The organism is Xanthobacter lutulentifluminis (assembly GCF_043194675.2).
Taxonomy (GTDB): domain Bacteria; phylum Pseudomonadota; class Alphaproteobacteria; order Rhizobiales; family Xanthobacteraceae; genus Xanthobacter.
Genome location: NZ_CM195525.1, coordinates 580,703 through 603,162, shown reverse-complemented (window position 1 = coordinate 603,162; position 22,460 = coordinate 580,703). Strand labels below are relative to the sequence as shown.

Genomic DNA, 22,460 nt, shown 5'->3' with positions numbered 1-22,460 from the left:
CTGGCCGATCCACCGCGAGCTCCTCGCGGCCGGGGTGATCAGGGCCCGGGGGGATCAGACGCGAATCCGGAGCGGCGTCCCGTCGGCCCATGGCGGGGGCGCGTGATCGGCTGCCATCGCGTCACCCTGCCGGCGGATGCAACATGGCCGTTGCCGGCGGCGGTCCGGCCGCATCGTGCGCGTCGTTTCCGTGCGCAGGTGCCGTCCCGTCCTGTCCCTGGCCCCAAAACGCAACCGGCGCCCTTGAGGGGCGCCGGCGCTGGTTTCTCGACCGTGTCCAGGTGCGATGCGCCTCAGGCGGCGGCGTCGCGCTTGTTCTGGCGGTTGTGGATGAGGTCGTCCACCACGCCGGGATCGGCGAGGGTGGAGGTATCGCCCAGGCTCTCGAACTGGTCCTCGGCGATCTTGCGCAGGATGCGGCGCATGATCTTGCCCGAGCGGGTCTTGGGCAGGCCCGGCGCGAACTGGATCAGGTCGGGGGAGGCGATGGGGCCGATCTCGCGGCGCACCCAGGCGATGAGCTCCTTGCGCAGCTCCTCGGTGGGCTCCTCGCCGTCCATCAGCGTGACATAGGCATAGATGCCCTGGCCCTTGATGTCGTGCGGGAAGCCGACCACGGCCGCCTCGGACACCTTGGGATGGGCGACGAGGGCGCTTTCCACCTCGGCCGTGCCCATGCGGTGGCCGGACACGTTGATCACGTCGTCCACGCGGCCGGTGATCCAGTAGAAGCCGTCCGCGTCGCGGCGGCAACCGTCGCCGGTGAAGTACTTGCCGGCATAGGTGGAGAAATAGGTCTGCTCGAAGCGCTCATGGTCGCCGTAGACCGTGCGCATCTGGCCCGGCCACGAGTCCGCGATCACGAGATTGCCCTCGCAGGCGCCCTCGAGGACCTGTCCGGCCGCGTCCACCACTTCCGGCACCACGCCGAAGAAGGGACGGGTGGCGGAGCCGGGCTTCAGCTTGGTGGCGCCGGGCAGGGGGGTGATGAGGATGCCGCCGGTCTCGGTCTGCCACCAGGTATCGACGATCGGGCAGCGCTCGTCGCCGACCACGCGGTGGTACCACTCCCAAGCTTCCGGATTGATGGGCTCGCCCACCGAGCCGAGCAGCCGCAGGGAGGCGCGCGAGGTCTTCTTCACCGGCTCCTCGCCCGCCTGCATCAGCGAGCGGATGGCAGTGGGGGCGGTGTAGAAGATGTTCACCTTGTGCTTGTCGATCACGTCCCAGAAGCGCGAGACCGACGGATAGTTCGGGATGCCCTCGAACATCAGGGTGGTGGCGCCGTTCGCGAGCGGGCCGTAGACGATGTAGGAGTGGCCGGTGACCCAGCCCACGTCGGCGGTGCACCAGTAGATGTCGCCGGGGTGATAGTCGAAGATGTACTGGTGCGTCATGGACGCATAGACGAGATAGCCGCCGGTGGTGTGCAGCACGCCCTTCGGCTTGCCGGTGGAGCCGGAGGTGTAGAGGATGAACAGCGGATCTTCCGCGTTCACCGGCTCGGCCGGGCACTCGTCGGTGACCATGGCGGCGGCTTCGTCGTAATAGACGTCGCGGCCGGGGGTCATGTTGACCTTGCCGCCGGTGCGACGCACCACGATCACGTGGTCCACGCCGCCGTCGATCTGGTCGATGGCCGCGTCCACATTGGCCTTCAGCGGCACCTTGCGGCCGCCGCGCAGACCCTCGTCGGCGGTGATGATGACCTTGGAGCCGCAGTCGGACACGCGGCCGGCCAGGCTGTCGGGGGAGAAGCCGCCGAACACGATCGAGTGAATGGCGCCGAGCCGCGCGCAGGCGAGCATGGCGAACGCCGCCTCGGGGATCATCGGCAGGTAGATGGTGACGCGGTCGCCCTTCTCCACGCCGCGGTTGCGCAGCACGTTGGCGAGCTTGTTCACCTCGGAGGACAGCTCGCGATAGGTGATGTTGCGGCTCTCGTCCGGGCTGTCGCCTTCCCAGATGATGGCGACCTGATCGCCGCGGGTCTCGAGATGGCGATCGACGCAGTTGTAGGCGACGTTGGTTACACCGTCCTCGAACCACTTGATGGAGACGTGGCCGGGATCATACGAGGTGTTCTTCACCTTGGTGTAGGGCTTGAACCAGTCGATCCTCTTGCCGTGCTCGCCCCAGAAGGCGTCGGGGTCCTTGACCGAAGCGGCATACATCTCCTCGTAGCGCGCATTGTCCACGTAAGCCTTTGCGGCCCAGTCGGACGGAACGTCATAGACCTTGTCGGACATTTTCTGCCTCCCTCGCGCGGGCGCGTGCCGCGATCCTTCATTCGTAGCGGTTGAGCCGCTTTGGTTGCGCCGGATTATGGGGAGCGTGCCTGTGCTCCACAAGGCGTCGCCAAGGCAGACTTTGGGTGCATAGCCGTAAGTCGTCCAACGTCTGGTCGTTGCACTGCAGCAACCAGCCGCGTTTTCTGTTCCCGCCGGGCAGCTTATGGATGGCATCTTCAGGAGGAGCCGTCATGCCGCCCGTCATCCGTGTTCTTGTTGCCGTCGCCGCGCTGATGGGCGCCGCCGGCGTGGCGGCCTCGGCCGCAGCCGCGCATGTGGGCGGCGGGACGAATCTGGCCACCGCCGCGCACTTCCTCCTGTTCCATGCCGCCGCCATCGTCGGCCTCGCCGCGCTGGCGGCCCAGGCCGGGCGCGGGCGGATGGCCGTGACCATCGGCGCCGCCGCGATCGCCGCGGGCGCGTTCCTGTTTTCGGGGGATCTGGCGCTCAGGGCCTTGATGGAGGTCAAGCTCCTGGGCGGCAGCGCGCCGGTGGGAGGCGTGGCCATGATCGCCGGGTGGCTCGTGGTCGCGCTCGCGGCGCCGTTCCTGCGCCGGGCCTGACCCTCCGGGGGCGGGAGATCCTCAGCCCGCGCGGGCGCGGAACCGCTCCTCCGCGCGGGCGACGAGCGCGGCGAGGGCATCGGCCTCCGCCATGCGGAGCGTCACCGGCAGGACGGCGATCCGCGGGCCGAGGGCCGCGCGATCGGCGGCGGAAAGGCGCGCGAAGTCCTTCTGCGTGGTCGCGAGCAGCGCGCCGCGCGCCTGCGCCTCGGCCGCGAGACGGGCGAGCTCCTCCGGACGATAGGGGTGGTGATCGGCGAAGGGGTGTCGCGACGCCACGGTGAGGCCCTCGGCCTCCAGGGTCGCGAAGAACTTTTCCGGCCGGCCGATGCCCGCGAAAGCCACCAGCCGCTGCCCGCGAAGGGCCGCGACGGCGGCGGGGTCCGGCGCGAGGCTGCCGTGAAGGATGGCGCAGCCCGCGGCCGCCGCCTGCCGGGCGACGGCGTCTCCGGCCACGCCCGGGCCCATCACCAGCACTGCATCGGCCCGCGCCAGCTGCGGCCCGAGGGGCGCCCGCAGGGGGCCGGCCGGGGTGACGCAGCCATTTCCGGCGCCCACCGCCCCGTCCACCACCAGCACCGCCGCATCCTTGTGCAGCGACGGGTTCTGGAAGCCGTCGTCCATGACGATGTGCGTCGCCCCGGCCGCCACCGCCAGGGCCGCCCCCTCCAGGCGCCGGCTGCCGGCGACGATGGTCGGGGCGTGGCGGGCGAGGAGCAGCGCCTCGTCCCCCACGAGGTCCGCGCCATGATGCTCCGGGTCCACCACCAGCGGCTCCGAAGCCGAGCCGCCATGCCCGCGCAACAGCGCGAACGGGCGGGCGCCGCGCGCGGCCAGAAGATCGAGCAGCGCGATGGCGGTGGGCGTCTTGCCGGCGCCGCCGACGGTGGGGTTGCCCACGCACAGGACCGGCGCGCCGACGCGTCCGCCCGCCCGTGCCATGCGATGCAGCGCGACCGCCCCCACTGCCGCGCCGAAGGGCCAAAGCAGCGCCGAGGCGAGACCGGGGCGGCGCCACCAGAAGCCGGGCGCGCCCGGCATCAGCGCGCCTCGAGGCGGATCTGGATGAGATAGGGCTCGACGGCCGAGAGCGTGTGGTCGAGCGCGCCGCCGAGCGCCGTCACCGTGGCATGGGCGGCATCGGCCATGCGGCCGTGCAGCTGCACGTCCTTCAGAAGGGCGTAGGCGGCGCGGGCGATGCCCAGCGCGTCCGCCACCTCGGCCGCACCCTGGTCGGCATCGAGCTGCTGGTAGATGGCGTCGAAATTCCACACGTGGGGGCCATGCAGCACCACCGAGCCCAGCTTTGCCGGCTCGATGGGGTTCTGCCCGCCGTGCTCCACCAGGGAGCCGCCCATGAACACCACCTGCGCGAGCCGGTAGAACAGGCCCATCTCGCCGATGGTGTCGGCCACGTAGACGCCGGCTTGCGGGTCGGGGTCCTCGTCCATGCTGCGCTGGCGCACGGAAAAGCCGCGCGCCTCGGCGAGGTCCGCCACTTCGTCGCCGCGCTCGGGGTGGCGCGGGGCGATGATGGTGAGCAGGTCCGGGATCTTGGAGGCGAGCATGCCGTGCGCTTCGAGCACCAGCTCCTCCTCCCCCTCGTGGGTGGAGGCGGCGAGCAGCACCGGGCGGTTGCCGATGGCGCGGGAGAGGTGGTTCAGCTCGGCCGGGTCGGCGGCCGGGGGCGGGGCATCGAACTTCAGGTTGCCGCTCACCTCGACGCGGGGCGTGCCGAGGGCGCGGAAGCGGGCGGCGTCCTCCTCGCTCTGGGCAAGGCACAGGTCCACCCGCGAGAGCAGCGCCCGGGCGCTCTTGGGCAGGCGCGACCAGCGCTTGGCCGAGCGCTCCGACAGGCGGCCGTTCACCAGCACGATCGGTGTGCCCCGCCGGCCGAGCTCGGCCAGCAGGTTGGGCCACAGCTCCGATTCGGCGAGCAGGACGAGGTCCGGCTCCCAATAGTCGAGGAAGCGGGAGACGAAGCCGCGCGCATCCAGCGGCATGAACTGGTGGATGACGCCGGGAGGCGCCCGCCGCTCGGCGATGCGGCTGGAGGTGAGGGTGCCGGAGGTGAGCAGCACCCGGAAGCCGCGAGCGTCCAGCCGTTCGATCAGCGGCAGCACCGAGATCACCTCGCCGACGCTGGCGCCGTGCACCCACACCAGCGGCCCGTCCGGCCGCTCGGCGCTGGCATGGCCGCGCCGCTCGGCGAGCCGCTCCGGATCCTCCTTGCCCTTGCGCACCCGGTAGGAGAGCCAGGCCGGGGCCAGCAGCGAGGCGGCCGAACTGGCGCCCCGGTACAGGCGCAGGGTCAGGGGGAGGGCGCGACCCTTCATGCCGCGTCGATCCCGGCGAGGGCCTCGGCCCGGGCGGTCACCGCCTCGAGGCGCGCCTGCACCAGCTCGCGCGCGGCGGCCAGCGCCGCCTCGTCGGCGTCACGCGGCACGAACACGGGCTCGCCCACGACGGCGGCACCACGGCCGAACGGCAGGTTGAGGCTGGCGCGGTCCCAGCTCTTGAGGGTGATCCGGTTTCGGGTGGCCATGGCGAGCGGGATGATAGGGCGTCCGGAATACCGCGCAATGGTGACGACGCCCATTCCCGCCTTGCGGGCGATCTTCGGCACGTCCGCCGTCATCGCGACGTTGACCCCCTCGGCCAGGGTGTCGAGCATCTCGTAGGTGGCGGAGACGGCGCCCTTGCGGTGGAAGTCGCGCCGCGAGGTGGCGCCCGAGCCGCGGATGGTGCCGACCCCCAGCCGCTCGGCGGCGATGGCGTTGATCTCGGCATCGGCATGGCGGGAGATGAGCACCTTCGCCTTGTGGTGCGGCTTCATGGCGAACGGCGTGAGGAAATGCTGCCCGTGCCAGAAGGTGACGATGACCGGCATGTCCTCGTCGATCCGCTCGAAGATGTCCGGCGGCTCGATCACGAACCGCGTGGTCTTCGCCACGAGCTTGAAATACGAGGCGAAAGTCGATCCCGCCGCCAGCTGGAAGGTCCTGTTCGCCCGCAGTCGTCGCCACATATTCAGGTCTGCTCGCTTCTAAAACGCTCCGGCCGGCATGCAGCGCACGCCGACCGGATAATGCGTGGGAAAGATGATCGTCGATGCCGCCTGCCGCGCGATCCCGCAAGGGGGCGCAGCCAGGAGGCGGAAGGCTCAGTCGCCCTGGACCTTGCCGGTCTCCGGATCGAGCAGCCGGTGCAGGTGCACCACGAAATAGCGCATCATGGCATTGTCCACCGTCTGCTGCGCCTTCGCCTTCCAGGCCGCCGCGGCGCTCGCATAATCGGGAAAGATGCCGACGATGTCGAGCTTGGAGAGGTCCTTGAACTCGCTTCCCTCGATGGAGGCGAGCTCGCCGCCGAAGACGAGGTGGGGCAATTGCTTGGTCTGGGTCATGGCGCGTCCAATCAGGGGCTGAAAAAATCGGAAAGCTGCGGGGCGGCCAGCGTCGCGGCGTGGAGCGCGTCGCCGGCGCAGACCAGCGCCGGGTGGCGCGGGTCGGCCCTGTTATAGATCAGGTGCGCGCCCGCGCGCGTGGTGAGGCGGGCCGCGGCCTCGTGCACCACCAGGTCGGCGGCGGCGAGGTCCCAGTCGGCGCTGTTGCCGGCGGACAGGGCAAGGTCGATCTCGCCGGTTGCGACGCGGGCGAGACGCAGCGCGAGGGACCGGATGCGCGGCAGGCGCTCCACCGGCGCCACGCGGGCGATGGCGTCCATGTCAGACGGAGGCCCGGCGACGCGGGCACCCGCAAGCCCGCCGCGCGGCGGAGCGGCGAGCCGTGTCCCGTTGCGCTGCGCGCCGTGGCCGGCGAGGGCGGTGAACATTTCCTGCGTCACCGGCGCGAACAGGGCTGCCGCCACCGGCCGCCCGTCCTCCACCAGCGCGGCCGAGACCGCCCAGTCCGGCCCGCCGGCCATGAAGGCGCGGGTGCCGTCGATGGGGTCCACCACCCACACGCGCCGAACGGCGAGGCGCGCGGGCGTGTCGGCCGATTCCTCCGAGAGCCAGCCGATGGCAGGGTCGAGCGCTTCCAGGCTGCGGCGCAGGAAGGCGTCCACGGCCATGTCGGCCTCGGTGACGGGGGAATCATTGCCCTTGGTCCAGGAGCGGACGCCGGCGCGGGACATGGAAAGGGCCATCTCGCCGGCCTCCGCGACCACATCGACCAGCCGGCGCGCCAGCGCAGCCGTCTCCGCGGAGGCGGGGTGGGGGGTGGCAAGGACCGGCGCGGCGGTTCCCGGATCGCCGCGGCCGCTCGTCGTCTCGACGCTCATGGGCCTGCCAAATAGGCGGCGTCGCGCCGGGAGGCAAGACGACTTCCGTTGCGCCGCGTCAAAGCACCGCCGGCCATGGCGGTCACGGCAGCAGCGGCGCGAGGGTGTTGGGCACCAGCGTGTCGAGGGCGAGACCGGCGAACAGGATCAGCCCGGCGTCGCGGTTGGACTTGAACACGGCGAGGCAACGCTCGGGATTGTCGATGTCGAGCCGGCGCACCTGCCCGTACAGATGCACCGCGAAACCGGCGAGGCCGAGCCAGGCGAACGGGCCGGCCGAGACCGCCAGCAGCGCCGCGCCGAACAGGAACACCACCACCGCGTAGCACAGCGCCACCACCAGCGGGGTGCTGCGCCCGAACAGCAGGGCCGTGGACCGCACGCCGACGATAGCGTCGTCCTCCTTGTCCTGGTGGGCATAGATGGTGTCGTAGGCGAACACCCACACCACGCAGCCGGCGAACAGCAGCAGCGCGGGATCCGAGATGGTGCGCAGCACCGCGGCCCAGCCCATCAGCGCGCCCCACGAGAAGGCGATCCCCAGCGTGAGCTGCGGCACCGAGGTGATGCGCTTCATGAGCGGGTAGACCGCCACCACGCCGAGCGAGGCGAGCCCGGTGACGATGGCGAAGTGCGGCAGGGAGAGCAGCACCGCGAGGCCCACCAGCGCCTGGAACACCAGGAAGGCGAGGGCGGCCCCGACGCTGACATCACCGCTGGCGACAGGGCGATTGCGGGTGCGCGCCACCTGCCGGTCGATCTTGCGGTCGAGGATGTCGTTCCAGGTGCAGCCGGCCCCCCGCATGGCGATGGCGCCGATGGTGAACAGCACCAGAAGCCGCAGATCAGGGTAGGCGGCATCCACCGCCATGGCGGCGAGCGCGGTGGACCACCAGCAGGGCAGAAGCAGCAGCCACCAGCCGATCGGCCGGTCGATCCGCGCCAGCCGCAGGTAGGGTCGCACCGCGACGGGCGCGAGGCGCTCGACCCAGTGGCCGCGCACGGAGTCGGCGACGGGGGGGCTCACGCCCTCGGGGGACCTGGAACTCAATCGGGCCTCACTTCAGCGCATTGCCGTTCAGCGTGTCGAACACGCCCGTGCTCTTGGACGGGCTGAGGCTGTAGCCGGTCGTGATTCCCAGCGCGCTGGACATGGACCCCTGCGGCGGGGGCTTGCCGCCGCCCGGCGCGGCGGCGCCGTTGGCCGCGGCGTCGCAGATCTTGTCGCGGATGCCGGCGGTGCGCTTGCTGCTGGTGGCCGCGCCCTCGATGGCCTGGGGCGGGATCTGGCACCAGTCCTTGTTGTCGCTCAGGAACTTCACCCACTTGGCCTCGGAGGCCGAATAGGCCCGGAACAGCGGGCACAGGACCTTGGGGTCGTTGTTCTTCTTGATGGCGGCCTGCAGCGACTTGCCCTTCTCCTCCAGCTCCGTGCGGAGAGTCGTCACGTCGCTCTGGCAGTCGGCGAGCGCGGCGCCTGCCGAAAGCGCGGTTCCCACCAGCGCGGCAGACATGGCGAGCGTCAGTTTGTTCATGAGGCCTTGCCCCTCCTCATTCCGCCCCAGCAGAATGTTGCGTGTGATATACAGAGCCGACACTTGGGGCAATATCGCGGCGGACCGTGCGGCATGGTCGCGCGAATTCCCTAAGGGAATATGCCGGCGGATGGGCCAAAAAGCCAATGCCGGCGCTTGACTGGCGGCGCATGCGTCGCTAGCTTCGCGCAACTTTTGAAAGGGACGGCGCCGACATGCGCAAGATCGTTGTTATTCTTGTAGGGTGGCGCGCCACTTTTTGTCCAGCCTGAGGGCTGTGGCAATCGAGGTGGCGCGCGACGAGGGGCCTTCGGGCCCCTTCGTCGTTTCAGGGCCCGGCCTCTGGCTCCGGGCCGGGGATGAAAGTCGATCAGCAGCGCGGCCCGGCGGGTCGCCCGGGACCTCAGGGGTTCCGAGGGAGTTCGAGACATGAGCAAGCAGATGACCGGCGCCGAGATGGTGATCCAGGCCTTCGCCGACCAGGGCGTCGAGCACATCTTCGGCTATCCGGGCGGCGCGGTTCTGCCCATCTATGACGCGCTGTTCCACCAGAACGCCATCGAGCACATCCTGGTGCGCCACGAGCAGGCTGCGGTGCACTCGGCCGAGGGCTATGCCCGCTCCTCCGGCAAGGTCGGCGTGGTGCTGGTCACCTCCGGCCCCGGCGCCACCAACGCGGTCACCGGCCTCACCGACGCGCTCATGGATTCGATCCCGGTGGTCTGCATCACCGGCCAGGTGCCGACCCAGCTCATCGGCAACGACGCCTTCCAGGAGTGCGACACGGTCGGCATCACCCGCCCCTGCACCAAGCACAACTATCTGGTGCGGGACGTCAATGATCTCGCGCGGGTGTTGCATGAGGCGTTCTACGTGGCGCAGAACGGCCGCCCCGGCCCGGTGGTCGTCGACATCCCCAAGGACGTCCAGTTCGCCACCGGCACCTACGTCGGCCGCGAGAACATCCAGCACAAGACCTACCGCCCCAAGCTGAAGGCCGAGGACGCGCAGATCGCGGCCGCGGTGGAGCTGATCGCCTCGGCGAAGAAGCCCATTTTCTACACCGGCGGCGGCGTCATCAATTCCGGCCCCGAGGCCAGCCGCCAGCTGCGCGAGCTGGCGCGGCTCACCGGCGTGCCCGTGACCTCGACCCTGATGGGCCTCGGGGCGTTCCCGGCCGCCAACCCGCAGTGGCTGGGCATGCTGGGCATGCACGGCACCTACGAGGCCAACATGGCCATGCACGGCTGCGACGTGATGGTCTGCATCGGCGCGCGCTTCGACGACCGCATCACCGGCCGCCTCGACGCTTTCGCGCCCGGCTCGAAGAAGATCCACATCGACATCGACCCCTCGTCCATCAACAAGAACGTCAAGGTGGACCTGCCCATCATCGGCGACTGCACCCGCGTCCTCGAGGACATGGTGGCGGCGTGGAAGGCGCGGTCCCTGAAGGTGGACAAGGCCGCCCTCGAGGCATGGTGGATGCAGATCGACCGCTGGCGGGCGCGCAACTGCCTCGCCTACCGGCCGTCCGACACCATCATCAAGCCGCAGTACGCCATCGAGCGCCTGTACGAGCTGACCAAGGACAAGGACGTCTACATCTCCACGGAGGTGGGGCAGCACCAGATGTGGGCGGCGCAGTTCTTCCGCTTCGAGGAGCCGAACCGCTGGATGACCTCCGGCGGCCTCGGCACCATGGGCTACGGCCTGCCCGCCGCCATCGGCGCGCAGAAGGCCCACCCGGACGCGCTGTGCATCGACATCGCCGGCGAGGCCTCCATCCTCATGAACATGCAGGAGATGTCCACCGCCATCCAGTTCGACCTGCCGGTGAAGATCTTCATCCTGAACAACAAGTACATGGGCATGGTGCGCCAGTGGCAGGAGCTGCTGCACGGCGGCCGCTACTCCCACTCCTACTCCGAGGCGCTGCCCGACTTCGTGAAGCTGGCCGAGGCCTACGGCGGCGTCGGCATCCGCTGCGAGAAGCCGGGCGACCTCGACGGCGCCATCGAGGAGATGATCTCCATCAGGCGCCCGGTCATCTTCGACTGCATCGTGGACCAGCAGGAGAACTGCTTCCCCATGATCCCGTCGGGCCGCGCCCACAACGAGATGATCCTCGGCGACATGGCCGTGGACCTCGACGCGGCCATCACCGACGAGGGCAAGATGCTGGTGTGATCCGGACCCGGGCGGCTCCGGCCGCTCGCCGCGCCACGGCTTCTCTCCCAAGCGCGCGGGAGCCGGGTCGCGCAGCGGGCCGCCCGGCCACCCGATCCGACCCCGCACCCCCGTATTCCTGTCCCCTCCCGTTCCGGGGAGGGGTGCCTCCCTCAGCGCCCTGCGCATCCTCCATCCGAGACATTCCATGTCCCAGACCCCCGAGCCCATCGAGCGCCACACCCTCTCCGTCCTCGTCGACAACGAGCCGGGCGTGCTGGCGCGCGTCATCGGCCTGTTCTCCGGCCGCGGCTACAACATCGACAGCCTCACCGTGTCGGAGGTGAGCCATGAGGGCCACCTCTCGCGCATCACCATCGTCACCACCGGCACCCCCATGGTGATCGAGCAGATCAAGAACCAGCTGGACCGTCTGGTGCCGATCCACCGGGTGCGCGACCTGACGGTGGAGACCCCGTCGCTGGAGCGCGAGCTTGCCATGGTGAAGGTGCGCGGCGTGGGCGACGCCCGCGGCGAGGCGCTGCGGCTCGCCGAGGCGTTCCGCGCCCGGGTCATCGACGCGACGCGGGAGAGCTTCGTGTTCGAGATCACCGGCAAGTCCGACAAGATCGACCAGTTCGCCTGGCTGATGGAGCCCCTCGGTCTCGTGGAAGTGGCGCGCACCGGCGTGGTCGCCATCTCCCGCGGCCCGGAGGCCATGTGAGCCGGCGTGTAGCCCCGTTCATCACCTGAGTCAGTCCGCGCGCGCCGGACAGGGCCGGAAACCGGCCCTCCGGCGCGAACGGCTGTTCCCATTTCCCGCGATCCGGTGCAAAGGGACGCCCGGCGCGGATCCAACCGACATTGAAGACAACGCCCACAAGGAGACACCGATGCGCGTTTACTACGATCGCGATGCCGACCTGAACCTGATCAAGGGCAAGAAGGTCGCCGTCGTCGGCTATGGCAGCCAGGGCCACGCCCACGCGCTCAACATGCGCGACTCGGGCGTGAAGGACGTGGTGGTCGCGCTGCGTCCCGGCTCCGCCACCGCCAAGAAGGCCGAGGCCGAGGGCTTCAAGGTGATGAGCCCCGCCGATGCCGCCAAGTGGGCCGACGTGGTGATGATGCTCACCCCCGACGAGCTGCAGGCCGACATCTATCGCGAGAGCCTCGCCGACAACATGAAGCACGGCGCTGCCCTGCTGTTCGCGCACGGCCTCAACGTGCACTTCAACCTGATCGAGCCCCGCAAGGACCTCGACGTGCTGATGGTCGCCCCCAAGGGCCCCGGCCACACCGTGCGCTCCGAGTACCAGCGCGGCGGCGGCGTGCCGACCCTCATCGCCATCGCCCAGGACGCCACCGGCAACGCCCATGACCTCGGCCTCTCCTACGCCTCCGCCATCGGCGGCGGCCGCGCCGGCGTCATCGAGACCACCTTCAAGGAAGAGTGCGAGACCGACCTGTTCGGCGAGCAGGTGGTGCTGTGCGGCGGCCTCGTGGAACTGATCCGCGCCGGCTTCGAGACGCTGGTGGAAGCCGGCTACGCCCCCGAGATGGCCTATTTCGAGTGCCTGCACGAGGTGAAGCTCATCGTCGACCTCATCTATGAGGGCGGCATCGCCAACATGAACTACTCCATCTCCAACACCGCGGAGTATGGCGAGTACGTCACCGGCCCCCGCATCATCACCGCCGAGACCAAGGCCGAGATGAAGCGCGTGCTCGACGACATCCAGACCGGCAAGTTCACCCGCGACTGGATGCTCGAGAACAAGGTGAACCAGGCCTCCTTCAAGGCCGTCCGCGCCCGCGCCAACGCCCACCCCATCGAGGAAGTCGGCGAGAAGCTGCGCGCCATGATGCCCTGGATCAAGGCCAAGGCGCTGGTGGACAAGACCAAGAACTGATCTGGCATGGACCGCCGTCGAGAACGGCGGTCCCTGACCGGGCGTCATGCGAAGGCCGGCGGTGCTCCCGCCGGCCTTCTGCGTTCTGGGACGCCCCTAGCGCACCCCCTCCACCGGAAACGCCACATAGCGGGCGATGCGCCAGGCGCCGTCCGGATCGCGGCGGAACACGTCGAGGCCGATGTCCTGCGTGCGGGTGGCTGTGCCGGCGTGCTGCTCGGTCAGCGTCCAGATGAGGCGCACGCTGGCGAGGTCGCCGGACACCAGAATGTCGTGGATCTCGAAGGCGTAGGTCAGCCGCCGGTCGGGCGCGGCGAGGGCCCTTGCGATGCGCGCGCACACCGCCGCCTTGTGGCCGGCCGGGGCGCCCTGCATGTCGGACTGGAGATCGTCGGCGAACAATTCGCAGGTGGTGGCGGCATCTCCGCGGTTGAACGCGTCCGTCCACGCGGCAAGCCGGGCGCGAATGGCGGCAGCATCACGCTCAGCCGCGGTATCGGCCGCCGCGCCGCCGGTGGCCGCGAATGCCGCGAGCGCGCACAGGATGACAGCAACGCTCCGTCGCATAGGCCCCCCGGGGATAGGGGCGCGGACGGTGCCGCCCGCGCCCTGGGGCGATTGTAGAGCGGGACGCGACCAGATTGAATCCAGCGGAGGGGTGAATCGCCGTCTCACTCGAGGTACGGCACGCACGTGCGGCAGCCTTGGACACGGCAGCCTTGGACACGGCGATCGAGGCCGCGGTGAGCGTGCCGCCGTCGTCCCGGTGCGCTCGGCCCGATCCTCTCCCCCTGACCGAGGCTCAATGCCCCCCGCCACCGCCGCCGCCCGGCCGCGTCCGGCGCATCAGCGGCGCGGCGAGGACCAGAGCAAGGAACAGGAAGGTGAGCAGGTAGAACACGTCGGCGAAGGCCATCACCAGCGCCTCCCGCCGCACCAGCAGCGCCATCTGCTTCAGGGCCGCGTCGGAGGCGAGGGAGCCGAGGCCGGCGAAGGCGCCGGACATGCTCTCCAGCCGTTCCACCGCCGCAGCGCTCCCCCACTGCACCTGCTCGTGCAGGCGGGCGAGGTGCAGGTCCCAGCGATGGTTGAGCACGGTGTTGATGAGCGCGAGCCCCACCGCGCCGCCGAGGTTGCGGGTGAGGTTGAACAGGCCGGAGGCATTCTTCAGCTGCTGAGGCGGCAGGGTGCCCAGGGAAATGTTGTTGATGGGGATCATGCAGATCATCAGCGAGGTGCCGCGCAGGATCTGCGGGATCAGAAGCTCCCAGAAGTCCCAGTCCTTGGTGATGCCCGTCACCTGCCACGTCCCGAGCGCGAAGCCGGCGAAGCCGAGGGAGATCATCACCCGCGGGTCGAGCTTCGTCATCAGCCGCCCGGCGATGGGGGCGGTGAGGAACATGGCGATGCCGGTGACGAACATGGTCTCGCCGATCATCAGCGCCGAATAGCCCCGCACCCGCCCGAGATAGATGGGGTAGAGGTAGGTGAGCCCATAAAGGCCGATGCCCATGACGAAGCTGAAGGCCGAGCCCACCGCGAAATTGCGGTTGGTGAAGGCGCGGATGTCCACCACCGGCTCGCGCGCCATCAGCACCCGGGCGAAGAAGGCGACCGCGGAGACGGCGCACACGACCGCGAAGGTGGAGATGGCGGTGTCCTCGAACCAGTCGTTGGTGGGCCCTTCCTCCAGCACGAACTCGAGGCTGCCGAGGAAGCCGGCCATGAACAGGAGGCCCCACCAGTCGAACCGGTCCAGCAGGGAGAAGTCCGGCTCGTCGAAGTCGATCAGCGTCACGGCCGCCAGCACCACCAGGATGCCGGGGATGACGTTGACCAGAAACAGCCAGTGCCAGGAGAACAGGTCGGTCAGGTAGCCGCCGACGGTGGGGCCGATGGTGGGCGCCAGCGTCGCCACGAGGCCGATCATCGGCGCGACGATGGGCTGCTTCTCCTTCGGGAACACCGAATAGGCGGCGGCGAACACCGTAGGGATCATGCCGCCGCCCAGAAATCCCTGCAGCGCGCGATAGGCGATCATCTGCTCGATGGAGGTCGCCGTCGCGCACATGAAGCTCATGACGGTGAAGCCCGCCGCCGAGGCCGCGAACAGCCAGCGGGTGGAGAGCGCCCGCGACAGGAAGCCCGACAGTGGGATCATCACCACCTCGGCGATGAGGTAGCTGGTCTGCACCCAGGAGATTTCGTCGGAGGAGGCGGCGAGGCCGGCCTGGATCTCGGCCAGCGAGGCGGAGACGATCTGGATGTCCAGGATCGCCATGAACATGCCGAACACCATGCACAGGAAGGCGAACATGCGCCGCCCTTCCACCCCTGCGGAGGGGCGGGCGGGGGGCGCCGAGGTGGGGGGCCCCGAGACGGTGATGTCGGTCATGGGTCGCCTCCGCAGGCGGGACGGCGCCGGCCTCAGGAGGCGTCGGCGCGGGTGTTGACGACGGCGGTCACCGACATGCCAGGCCGCAGGTCGTGCCGGGCGAGGCCGTCGGCATCGATGGCAATGCGGACGGGGATGCGCTGCACGATCTTGGTGAAGTTGCCGGTGGCGTTCTCCGGCGGCAGCAGGCTGAACACCGAGCCGGAGGCCGGGGAGACGCTGACCACGGTGCCGGTGAAGTCACGGTCGGGGTAGGCGTCCACCCACACCTTGACCTTCTGTCCGGGATGGATGCGGTCGAGCTGGGTTTCCTTGAAGTTGGCGTCCACATAGACGCCCTCCAGCGGCACGATGGCGGTGAGGCGGGTGCCCGGCTGCACCAGCTGGCCCACCTGCACGGCGCGGTTGCCCACCACGCCGTCGATGGGCGCGCGCACCACGGTGAAGTCGAGATCGCGCCGGGCCTGGTCGCGGGCGGTGCGGTATTCGTCGAGGACGCGGGCGGCTTCCTGCCGCTGCGCCTTCAGCACATCCACGGCGGCCTCGGCGGAGGCGACGGCGGCGGTGGATGCGGCGACGCTCGCCTGCGCCTTGTCGCGATCGGCCCGGGCATTGTCGAGCGTCGAGCGGCTGGCGTAATTGGCGCTGGCCAGCTTGTCCTGCCGCTCGAATTCCAGCTGGGTCCGCTGCAGGTCCGCCTTGGCGGCGGCGAGCTGGGCCCGGGCCTGATCCACGGTGGCGTCGGCGGCCTTTTCCTGCTGGTCGAAGCGGGTGAGGGCGGCTTCCTGGGTGGCGATCTTGTTCTCGGCGGCCTTCAGGGTCAGCTGGAAGTCGCCGTCGTCGATCCGCGCCACCACGTCGCCGGCCTTGACCCACTGGTTGGCCGCCACATCGACCGCGCGGACATAACCGCCCACCTTGGCGGCGAGCACCGAGGTGTCCGCGCCCACATAGGCGTCGTCGGTTGAGATCTCGAATCGGCCGACCGTCCACCAGTGCATGCCGAACCAGCCGCCCGCGCCCAGCGCCACGGCCAGCACCGCCCCGAGGATGAGGCGGCGGCGCGATGGCTTGGGCGCTGCGGGGGACTGCGCCGCGGGCGCCTCGGCCGCAGGGGCCGGCGGCGCGTCCGGGGCGGGGCGCGGCGGCGCATCGGCGGGACGGGCCTTCAGCACCGTCACGCCCTCCGGCGCCGGCACGCTGCCCGCGGTCTCGATCCTGTTCGCCTGGGACACTGTGCCCTCCCGATGGCGGTTGAAAAACTGAACGGTTTAGTCCACATACCCTACATTGAACTGAACCGTTCAGTCAAACGCTTTGACAGGCGCCCCCGCGGAACCTTATGCAGGGACATGTCAGGAAGGTTGGAGATGACGCATCCCATCAAGGGCGCCGTCGCGGAGCTCACGGCGGCGACCGATCATTCGGAGCCGGAGGCGCGCAAGCGCCGCGACATCATCGACGGCGCGCGCCGCGTGTTCTTCGACAAGGGCTTCGACGGCGCCAGCATGGACGAGATCGCCCGCGCCAGCAGCGTCTCGAAGGCCACCATCTACGTCTACTTCCAGAGCAAGGAAGACCTGTTCCAGGCGCTGGTGGCGGTAGATCGCCGCAAGTCGGCCGAGCGGCTGTTCGAGTTCGACCCCAATGATCCCGACGTGGCGAGCCTGCTGCACCGCATCGGCGTGTCGTTCATGACCATGATGGTCCAGCCGGATCACATCCGCCTCGTGCGCATGGTGATCGGCGCGGCGGAGAAGTTTCCCGCCGTCGGCCAGACCTTCTTCGAGACCGGCCCCTGCCATGGCGGGCGGCGCCTCGCGGAGTTGCTGTCGCGCCAGACCGAGCTTGGCCATCTGGCGGTGGACGACTGCGACATGGCGGCCTTCCAGTTCTTCAATCTCTGCCAGGGCAACCAGGTGAAGGGCCTCATGTTCGGCACCGGCCGCGCGCCCACGGCGGCGGAGATCGAGAGCACCGTGGCCTCGGCCGTGCGCGTGTTCCTCGCGGCCTACGGCTCCCGCGGGAGCTGATCCGCCCTGCACGCCAAAGCTGTGCTGCGGCGGGCCTTTTTCGCTTGATCCATCCCTCCGGCGGTGCATTTTACCATCGGAGGCGATCACAATGGCTTTGACCGAGGAGCGGCGGCGCGTCGATCCGTGCCTGCATGGCATGGGCGCATGAGCGTTGCGCAGTCCGCGCGTGGCGCCAGTTCCGCGCCCGCCCCTACGGCGCTCGATCACGCGTTGCGGGCGGTGCGCCCCGCGTTCATCGCGGTGATCGTGTTCAGCTTCTTCATCAACCTTCTGGGCCTCAACGCCTCCATCTACATGATGCAGGTGTACGACCGGGTGCTGTCGAGCCGCAGCATCGAGACGCTGGTCTTCCTCACCCTCATCACCGGCTTCCTCTACATGGTCTGGGCGGCGCTGGAGGGGGTCCGCACCCGCGTGCTGGAGCGGGCCGGCGTCGCGTTTGACGGCAAGGTGAACACGGCCGTGTTCGACGCCATCCAGCGCGCCGCGGTGCGCGAGCGGGCGGCCGGGCAGACGCAGAGCCTGCGCGACCTCGACTCGGTGCGGGAGTTCTTCGCCGGTCCCGGCCTGACGGCTTTGTGCGACCTGCCGTGGATGCCCATCTACGCCATCTGCGCCACCATGCTGCACCCCTATTACGGCCTGCTGGCGCTCGGCAGCGCGCTCCTTTCGGGCGGGCTCGCGGTGCTGAACAACCGGGTCACCCGCGGCAGCCTCGCCGAGGCCAACCGCAAGAGCATCACCGCCAGCAATCTCGCCGCCGCCACCCTGCGCAACGCCGAGGTGCTGCAGGCCATGGGCATGTCGGCCGAGCTGCGGCGGCGCTGGACCACGGTGCGCGATGCCGCCATGGGCTGGCAGGGCGTGGCCGGCGACCGGGGCACGGTGCTCGTCTCCCTCACCAAGTTCAACCGCGCGCTGGTGCAGAGCATCGTGCTCGGCCTCGGCGCCTATCTCGCCATCCAGCGGGAGATTTCGCCCGGCATGATCATCGCCGGCTCGATCCTGGTGGGGCGGTGCATCCAGCCCATCGAGCTTGCGGTGGGCAACTGGAAGTCGGTCGTGAACGCGCGTTCCGCCTACGAGCGCGTGCAGCAGCTGCTGCGCAGCGCGCCCGAGGCCGGCAGCCGCCTGCGCCTGCCCGACCCGCGCGGGGAACTGTCCGTCGAGGCGCTGTTCGTGCGCGCGCCGGGCCGCGACGTGCCGGTGGTGCGCAACCTGTCGTTCCGCCTGCCGGCCGGCACCAGCCTCGGCGTCATCGGCCCGACGGCGGCCGGCAAGTCCAGCCTCGCCCGGGCGCTGGTGGGGGTGTGGCCCGCGGTGTCCGGCTGCGTCCGGCTCGACGGGTCCGATCTCACCCACTGGGACGAGACCCAGCTCGGCCAGGCCATCGGCTACCTGCCTCAGGACGTGGAGCTGTTCGCCGGCACCATCGCCGAGAACATCGCGCGCTTTACCGCGGCCGATTCCGTCCACATCGTCGCCGCCGCCCGACTGGCCGGCGTCCATGACCTGATCCAGCACCTGCCGCAGGGCTACAACACCCAGATCGGCGAGGGCGGCACGGCGCTGTCCGGCGGCCAGCGCCAGCGCATCGGCCTCGCGCGGGCGGTGTTCGGGCTGCCGGCGCTCATCGTGCTCGACGAGCCGAACGCCAGCCTCGACCCGCCGGGCGAGCTGGCGCTGGCCGAGGCCCTGCGCCAGCTGAAGGCGGCCGGGCGCACGGTGGTCACCATCACCCACCGTTCGGCCGCGCTGGGGCAGTGCGACATGGTGCTGGCGCTCAAGGATGGCGTCGCCCAGGCGTTCGGCCCGCGGGAGGAGGTCATGTCCCGCCTCATGGGCGCGGCCCCGCCCGCGGGGCCCCGTCCGCCGCTCGCCGCGGTTCCCGGAGGTGCCGTCCCCACGTCGCCGGAGGGCGCGCCGCGCAGGGACAACGGCCAGATGCCGCCCTCCCAGATGGCGCCTTCCCAGATGCGGCCCTCCCAAGAGCGGCCCTCCCAAGAGCGGCCCTCGCATGCGGAGCCGTCTCATGTGGGGCCGTGACGTGTGGCATCCCGCGCGCTGGTTCCGGCGCACCCCTGCGCCCCCCGACGGGGCGTCCGTTTCGCCCGCCGGCGCGCCCGCCATGGCCGCCGCACCGCCGCCGCCTTCGGATTACCGCAGCATGGCGCTGGTCGGTTATGGCCTGATCGCCTTTACCTTCTTCGGGATCGGCGGCTGGGCGGCGCTGGCACGGGTCGACAGCGCCGTGATCGCGCAGGGCCTCGTGGCGGTGGAGAGCAAGCGGCAGGTGGTGCAGCATCTGGAGGGCGGCATCATCGCCGAGATCCAGGTCCAGGAAGGGCAGGAGGTGGCCAAGGACCAGGTGCTGTTCCGCCTCGATCCCACCCAGCCCCGGGCCAATGACGAGGCCGCCCTCGCCCAGCTGCGCGCCGCGCTGGCGCTGGAAGCGCGCCTTGTCGCCGAGCGCGACGAAGCCCGGGACATCACCTTCCCGGTCGAGCTGACCCGAAATGCCGCCATTCCCATGGTGCGGGACGCCCTCGCCGACCAGATCACCCAGTTCCGGGACCGCCGGGCCTCGTTCGAAGGACAGGTCGGCATCCTGAACAGCCGCATGGAGCAGTTCGGCCACGAGATCGAGGGCCTCAGCCAGGAGCGCCTCTCGGCCGAGCAGCAGCTGGTGTTCATCGAGGACGAGCTGGCCGCGGTGCGCGCGCTGGAGCAGAAGGGGCTGGTGAACAAGACCCGCGTGTCTTCCCTGGAGCGGGAGAAGGCGCGGCTCGACGGCATGGTGGGCCGCAACTTCGCCGACACCGCCAAGGTGCGCGGCTCGGTGGGCGAGATGAAGATGCAGATCGCCCAGCTGCGCCAGCAGCGCGCCGAGGAGATCGGCGACCAGCTGCTGGAGGTGCGCCAGAAGCTCGCCGACCTCTCCGAGCGCGCGCGCGTCACCGGCAACGTGCTCGGCCGCATCGACATCCGCGCCCCGCGCGCCGGCACGGTGCAGAACATCAACGCCAAGGTCTACACGGTGGGCGCGGTGGCCCGGCCCGGCGACACGCTGCTGGAAATCGTGCCCCACGATGCGCCGCTGGTGGTGGATGCGCAGGTGCCGGTGCAGGACATCGACCGGCTGCACCGGGGCGACGAGGTGGAGGTGCGCTTTCCCGCGTTTCACGGGCACACGACGCCCATGGTGCTCGGCCGCCTGCTGTCGGTCTCGCGCGACCGGCTGGTGGACGAGGTGACGCACCAGCCCTACTTCCTCGCCCGCGTGGCCGTGGCGGAGACCGACATCCCCTCACCCCTCAAGCAGCGGCTGGTGCCGGGCATGAACGCCGAGGTCGCCTTCTATGCCGGCAAGCGCACGGTGCTGAGCTATCTCATGCGCCCCTTCACCGACGCGCTCACCCACTCCTTCACCGAGCGCTGACACGCCGGTCGCTTGCCATGCGGCCGCCCGCCATGCCCAACTCGGGCGCGGCCCTGGCGGTCGCGGCGGGCAGCCGGAGACATGGCCATGAGCGGACGGCACGACAGGCCGGCATACGACAGGCCCGCACACGACAGGCCCGCCATGGAGGCCGTTCGCCTCGATCGGCGCGGCCTCCTCCTCGGCGCTTCCGCGGTCGCCATGGCGGCAGCTCTCGGCGCGGGAGCGGCGGTGGCCGGAACAGGCGGCCCTGTCGACGCCCACAGCCACAGCTGGGGCGGCGACAGCGCCCGCTATCCCATGGTGCGCGGCCAGACAGAACGGGACCGCGATCCGCCGGCCTACAGCATCGAGACCCTGCTCGGCCGTGAGGCCGCAATCGGCGCCGTGCGCGTCGTGCTGGTGCAGCACATCGGCTATTTCGGGTATGACAGCAGCTATCTCACCGCCGCCGCCCAGGCGCATCCGGGCACCTTCGCCGTGGTGGGCGCGGTGGACGACCGCCGGCCCGATGCGCCGCAGGCCATGCGCGCCGCCAGGGCGCAGGGCGTGAAAGGCTTCCGCCTGCGGGGTGTGGACACCGCCGCCTGGCTCGCCGCGCCGGCGATGGCCGAGATGTGGTCCACGGCGGCGGCGGAGAAACTCGTGCTGTGCCCGCTGCTGCGGGACAGTCCGGACATGAGCGATGACGCGCTCGTCCACATGGCCGAGCTGTGCCGGCGTTTCCCTCAGACCGCGGTCTGCCTCGACCACATGGCCCATGTGATGCCGGGCGATGCGCGCCAGCTCGACCGGCTGCTGGCGCTCGCCGAATTCCCGCTGGTGACCGTGAAGATCTCCGGCCTCAACAAGTTCGACGCGCCGCCCTACGACCGGGTGATCCCGCAGTTGATGGCGCTGCTCGGCGCCTTCGGGCCGGAGCGGCTGATGTGGGGCAGCGACATGCCGGTGCTGGAGCGCGATCCGCCCAACACGCTCGCCGCCGCCTTCGATTTCATCGCCCGCCGTGCCCCGCTGGACGACACCCAGCGCGGATGGCTCCTGAAAGGCACGGCGGAGCGCGTCTTCTTCACCTGAGGCGTGCGCCCGTTGCGGGGCGCCGCCGTCAGTGCGCGTGGCCGAGATAGGCGGCGCGCACGGCGGGGTCGTTGCGCAGGTCGGCCGCCGGGCCGCGCGCGCTCACCCGGCCGTTCTCCAGCACATAGCCGAAGTCGGCCACCTCCAGCGCCGCGGCGGCGAACTGCTCCACCAGCAGCATGGTGATCTTCTCTTCCTTCAGCCGGGCGATGGTGGCGAACACCTCGGCCACCAGGCGTGGGGCGAGGCCCATGGAGGGCTCGTCCAGCAGCAGCACGCGCGGGTTCAGCATCAGCGCGCGGGCCATGGCCAGCATCTGCTGCTCGCCGCCGGAGAGGGTGCCGGCCAGCTGCGCGCGCCGCTCGGCGAGGCGGGGGAACAGGGCGAACATGCGATCGAGATCCGCCTCCACGTCGCCGCGCGGCCGCGCTCCGGTGAGGCGCGGGAAGGCGCCCAGCAGCAGATTGTCGAGCACCGACTGGGTGGGGAACACGCGCCGCCCCTCGGGCGAGTGAGCGAGGCCCTTCTTGGTGATCTTGAAGGAGGGCAGGCCGGTGAGGTCCTCCCCGCCCAGCCGCACCGTGCCCTGCTCCGGCGCGATCATGCCGGATATGGCGCGCAGCGTGGTGGTCTTTCCGGCGCCGTTGGAGCCGATGAGGGTGACGAGCCGGCCTTCCTCCACCTGGAGGGAGAGGCCGTGCAGCACCTTCACCTTGCCGTAGCCGGCCACGAGATCGGTCACCTCGAGCATGGCGCGC

Annotated in this window: 20 protein-coding genes; 8 read left to right on the top strand and 12 right to left on the bottom strand. The window is 70.2% G+C overall.

Annotation, left to right across the window (positions count from 1 at the left end):
• Nucleotides 1-293 precede the first annotated feature (293 nt).
• Nucleotides 294-2,249 (bottom strand): acetate--CoA ligase, encoded by a 1,956-nt coding sequence (gene acs, locus V5F49_RS02665; RefSeq protein WP_394114718.1) that lies wholly within the window; start codon nt 2,247-2,249, stop codon nt 294-296.
• Between the two features lie 233 nt (nt 2,250-2,482).
• Here acs and V5F49_RS02660 point away from each other — a divergent pair, with 233 nt between their 5' ends.
• The gene (locus V5F49_RS02660; RefSeq protein WP_394114719.1) at nt 2,483-2,854 is read left to right on the top strand and encodes a DUF423 domain-containing protein; all 372 of its coding nucleotides are present in this window, start codon (nt 2,483-2,485) and stop codon (nt 2,852-2,854) included.
• A gap of 21 nt (nt 2,855-2,875) precedes the next feature.
• Here V5F49_RS02660 and lpxK read toward each other — a convergent pair whose 3' ends face one another.
• The 7 genes from lpxK to V5F49_RS02625 all read right to left on the bottom strand — a co-directional run bounded on the left by lpxK (nt 2,876) and on the right by V5F49_RS02625 (nt 8,673).
• On the bottom strand, nt 2,876-3,895 hold the full coding sequence (gene lpxK / locus V5F49_RS02655) for a tetraacyldisaccharide 4'-kinase (RefSeq protein ID WP_394114720.1): 1,020 nt from the start codon (nt 3,893-3,895) through the stop codon (nt 2,876-2,878).
• Nucleotides 3,895-5,190: a 3-deoxy-D-manno-octulosonic acid transferase gene (locus V5F49_RS02650; RefSeq protein WP_394114721.1), complete on the bottom strand. Its 1,296-nt coding sequence runs from the start codon at nt 5,188-5,190 to the stop codon at nt 3,895-3,897. Before V5F49_RS02650 ends, lpxK begins: the two co-directional genes overlap by 1 nt.
• Nucleotides 5,187-5,882: a lysophospholipid acyltransferase family protein gene (locus tag V5F49_RS02645; RefSeq protein ID WP_394114722.1), complete on the bottom strand. Its 696-nt coding sequence runs from the start codon at nt 5,880-5,882 to the stop codon at nt 5,187-5,189. Before V5F49_RS02645 ends, V5F49_RS02650 begins: the two co-directional genes overlap by 4 nt.
• Before the next feature lie 135 nt (nt 5,883-6,017).
• Nucleotides 6,018-6,260: a DUF4170 domain-containing protein gene (locus tag V5F49_RS02640; RefSeq protein WP_394114723.1), complete on the bottom strand. Its 243-nt coding sequence runs from the start codon at nt 6,258-6,260 to the stop codon at nt 6,018-6,020.
• Between the two features lie 11 nt (nt 6,261-6,271).
• Nucleotides 6,272-7,138 (bottom strand): 3'(2'),5'-bisphosphate nucleotidase CysQ, encoded by an 867-nt coding sequence (locus V5F49_RS02635; protein WP_394114724.1) that lies wholly within the window; start codon nt 7,136-7,138, stop codon nt 6,272-6,274.
• A gap of 82 nt (nt 7,139-7,220) precedes the next feature.
• Nucleotides 7,221-8,189: a 4-hydroxybenzoate octaprenyltransferase gene (gene ubiA, locus V5F49_RS02630; RefSeq protein ID WP_394114725.1), complete on the bottom strand. Its 969-nt coding sequence runs from the start codon at nt 8,187-8,189 to the stop codon at nt 7,221-7,223.
• A gap of 7 nt (nt 8,190-8,196) precedes the next feature.
• A complete protein-coding gene (locus tag V5F49_RS02625) occupies nt 8,197-8,673 on the bottom strand; it encodes a hypothetical protein (protein ID WP_394114726.1) in 477 nt (158 codons plus the stop codon).
• A gap of 429 nt (nt 8,674-9,102) precedes the next feature.
• On the opposite strand from V5F49_RS02625, the gene V5F49_RS02620 reads away from it, so the two are divergent.
• From V5F49_RS02620 to ilvC, 3 genes are all read left to right on the top strand, one after another.
• Entirely contained in the window at nt 9,103-10,863 is a 1,761-nt protein-coding gene (locus tag V5F49_RS02620; protein WP_394114727.1) for an acetolactate synthase 3 large subunit, read from the top strand.
• A gap of 187 nt (nt 10,864-11,050) precedes the next feature.
• Entirely contained in the window at nt 11,051-11,566 is a 516-nt protein-coding gene (gene ilvN / locus V5F49_RS02615) for an acetolactate synthase small subunit (RefSeq protein ID WP_394114728.1), read from the top strand.
• Between the two features lie 169 nt (nt 11,567-11,735).
• The gene (ilvC, locus tag V5F49_RS02610; protein WP_394114729.1) at nt 11,736-12,755 is read left to right on the top strand and encodes a ketol-acid reductoisomerase; all 1,020 of its coding nucleotides are present in this window, start codon (nt 11,736-11,738) and stop codon (nt 12,753-12,755) included.
• A gap of 96 nt (nt 12,756-12,851) precedes the next feature.
• Here the strand turns inward: ilvC and V5F49_RS02605 are convergent, their stop codons facing one another.
• The 3 genes from V5F49_RS02605 to V5F49_RS02595 form a co-directional block, all read right to left on the bottom strand.
• Nucleotides 12,852-13,322, bottom strand: a complete 471-nt coding sequence (locus V5F49_RS02605; protein ID WP_394114730.1) for a YybH family protein — start codon at nt 13,320-13,322, stop codon at nt 12,852-12,854.
• 235 nt (nt 13,323-13,557) lie between these two features.
• A complete protein-coding gene (locus V5F49_RS02600; RefSeq protein WP_394114731.1) occupies nt 13,558-15,150 on the bottom strand; it encodes a DHA2 family efflux MFS transporter permease subunit in 1,593 nt (530 codons plus the stop codon).
• Nucleotides 15,151-15,182: 32 nt separating this feature from the next.
• Nucleotides 15,183-16,385 (bottom strand): HlyD family secretion protein, encoded by a 1,203-nt coding sequence (locus V5F49_RS02595; protein WP_394114732.1) that lies wholly within the window; start codon nt 16,383-16,385, stop codon nt 15,183-15,185.
• Nucleotides 16,386-16,520: 135 nt separating this feature from the next.
• Here V5F49_RS02595 and V5F49_RS02590 point away from each other — a divergent pair, with 135 nt between their 5' ends.
• From V5F49_RS02590 to V5F49_RS02575, 4 genes are all read left to right on the top strand, one after another.
• Nucleotides 16,521-17,183, top strand: coding sequence for a TetR/AcrR family transcriptional regulator (locus tag V5F49_RS02590; RefSeq protein ID WP_394114733.1), 663 nt, complete (start codon nt 16,521-16,523; stop codon nt 17,181-17,183).
• Nucleotides 17,184-17,330: 147 nt separating this feature from the next.
• Nucleotides 17,331-19,232: a type I secretion system permease/ATPase gene (locus V5F49_RS02585; RefSeq protein WP_394114734.1), complete on the top strand. Its 1,902-nt coding sequence runs from the start codon at nt 17,331-17,333 to the stop codon at nt 19,230-19,232.
• Nucleotides 19,219-20,625 (top strand): HlyD family type I secretion periplasmic adaptor subunit, encoded by a 1,407-nt coding sequence (locus V5F49_RS02580; protein ID WP_394114735.1) that lies wholly within the window; start codon nt 19,219-19,221, stop codon nt 20,623-20,625. The genes V5F49_RS02585 and V5F49_RS02580 overlap by 14 nt, the downstream gene beginning before the upstream one ends.
• A 144-nt stretch (nt 20,626-20,769) precedes the next feature.
• Complete coding sequence (locus tag V5F49_RS02575; RefSeq protein WP_394114736.1) at nt 20,770-21,702, top strand: amidohydrolase family protein; 933 nt, start codon at nt 20,770-20,772, stop codon at nt 21,700-21,702.
• A 28-nt stretch (nt 21,703-21,730) separates the two neighbouring features.
• Here the strand turns inward: V5F49_RS02575 and V5F49_RS02570 are convergent, their stop codons facing one another.
• The gene (locus V5F49_RS02570; RefSeq protein ID WP_394114737.1) at nt 21,731-22,453 is read right to left on the bottom strand and encodes an ABC transporter ATP-binding protein; all 723 of its coding nucleotides are present in this window, start codon (nt 22,451-22,453) and stop codon (nt 21,731-21,733) included.
• Between the last annotated feature and the right edge of the window lie 7 nt (nt 22,454-22,460).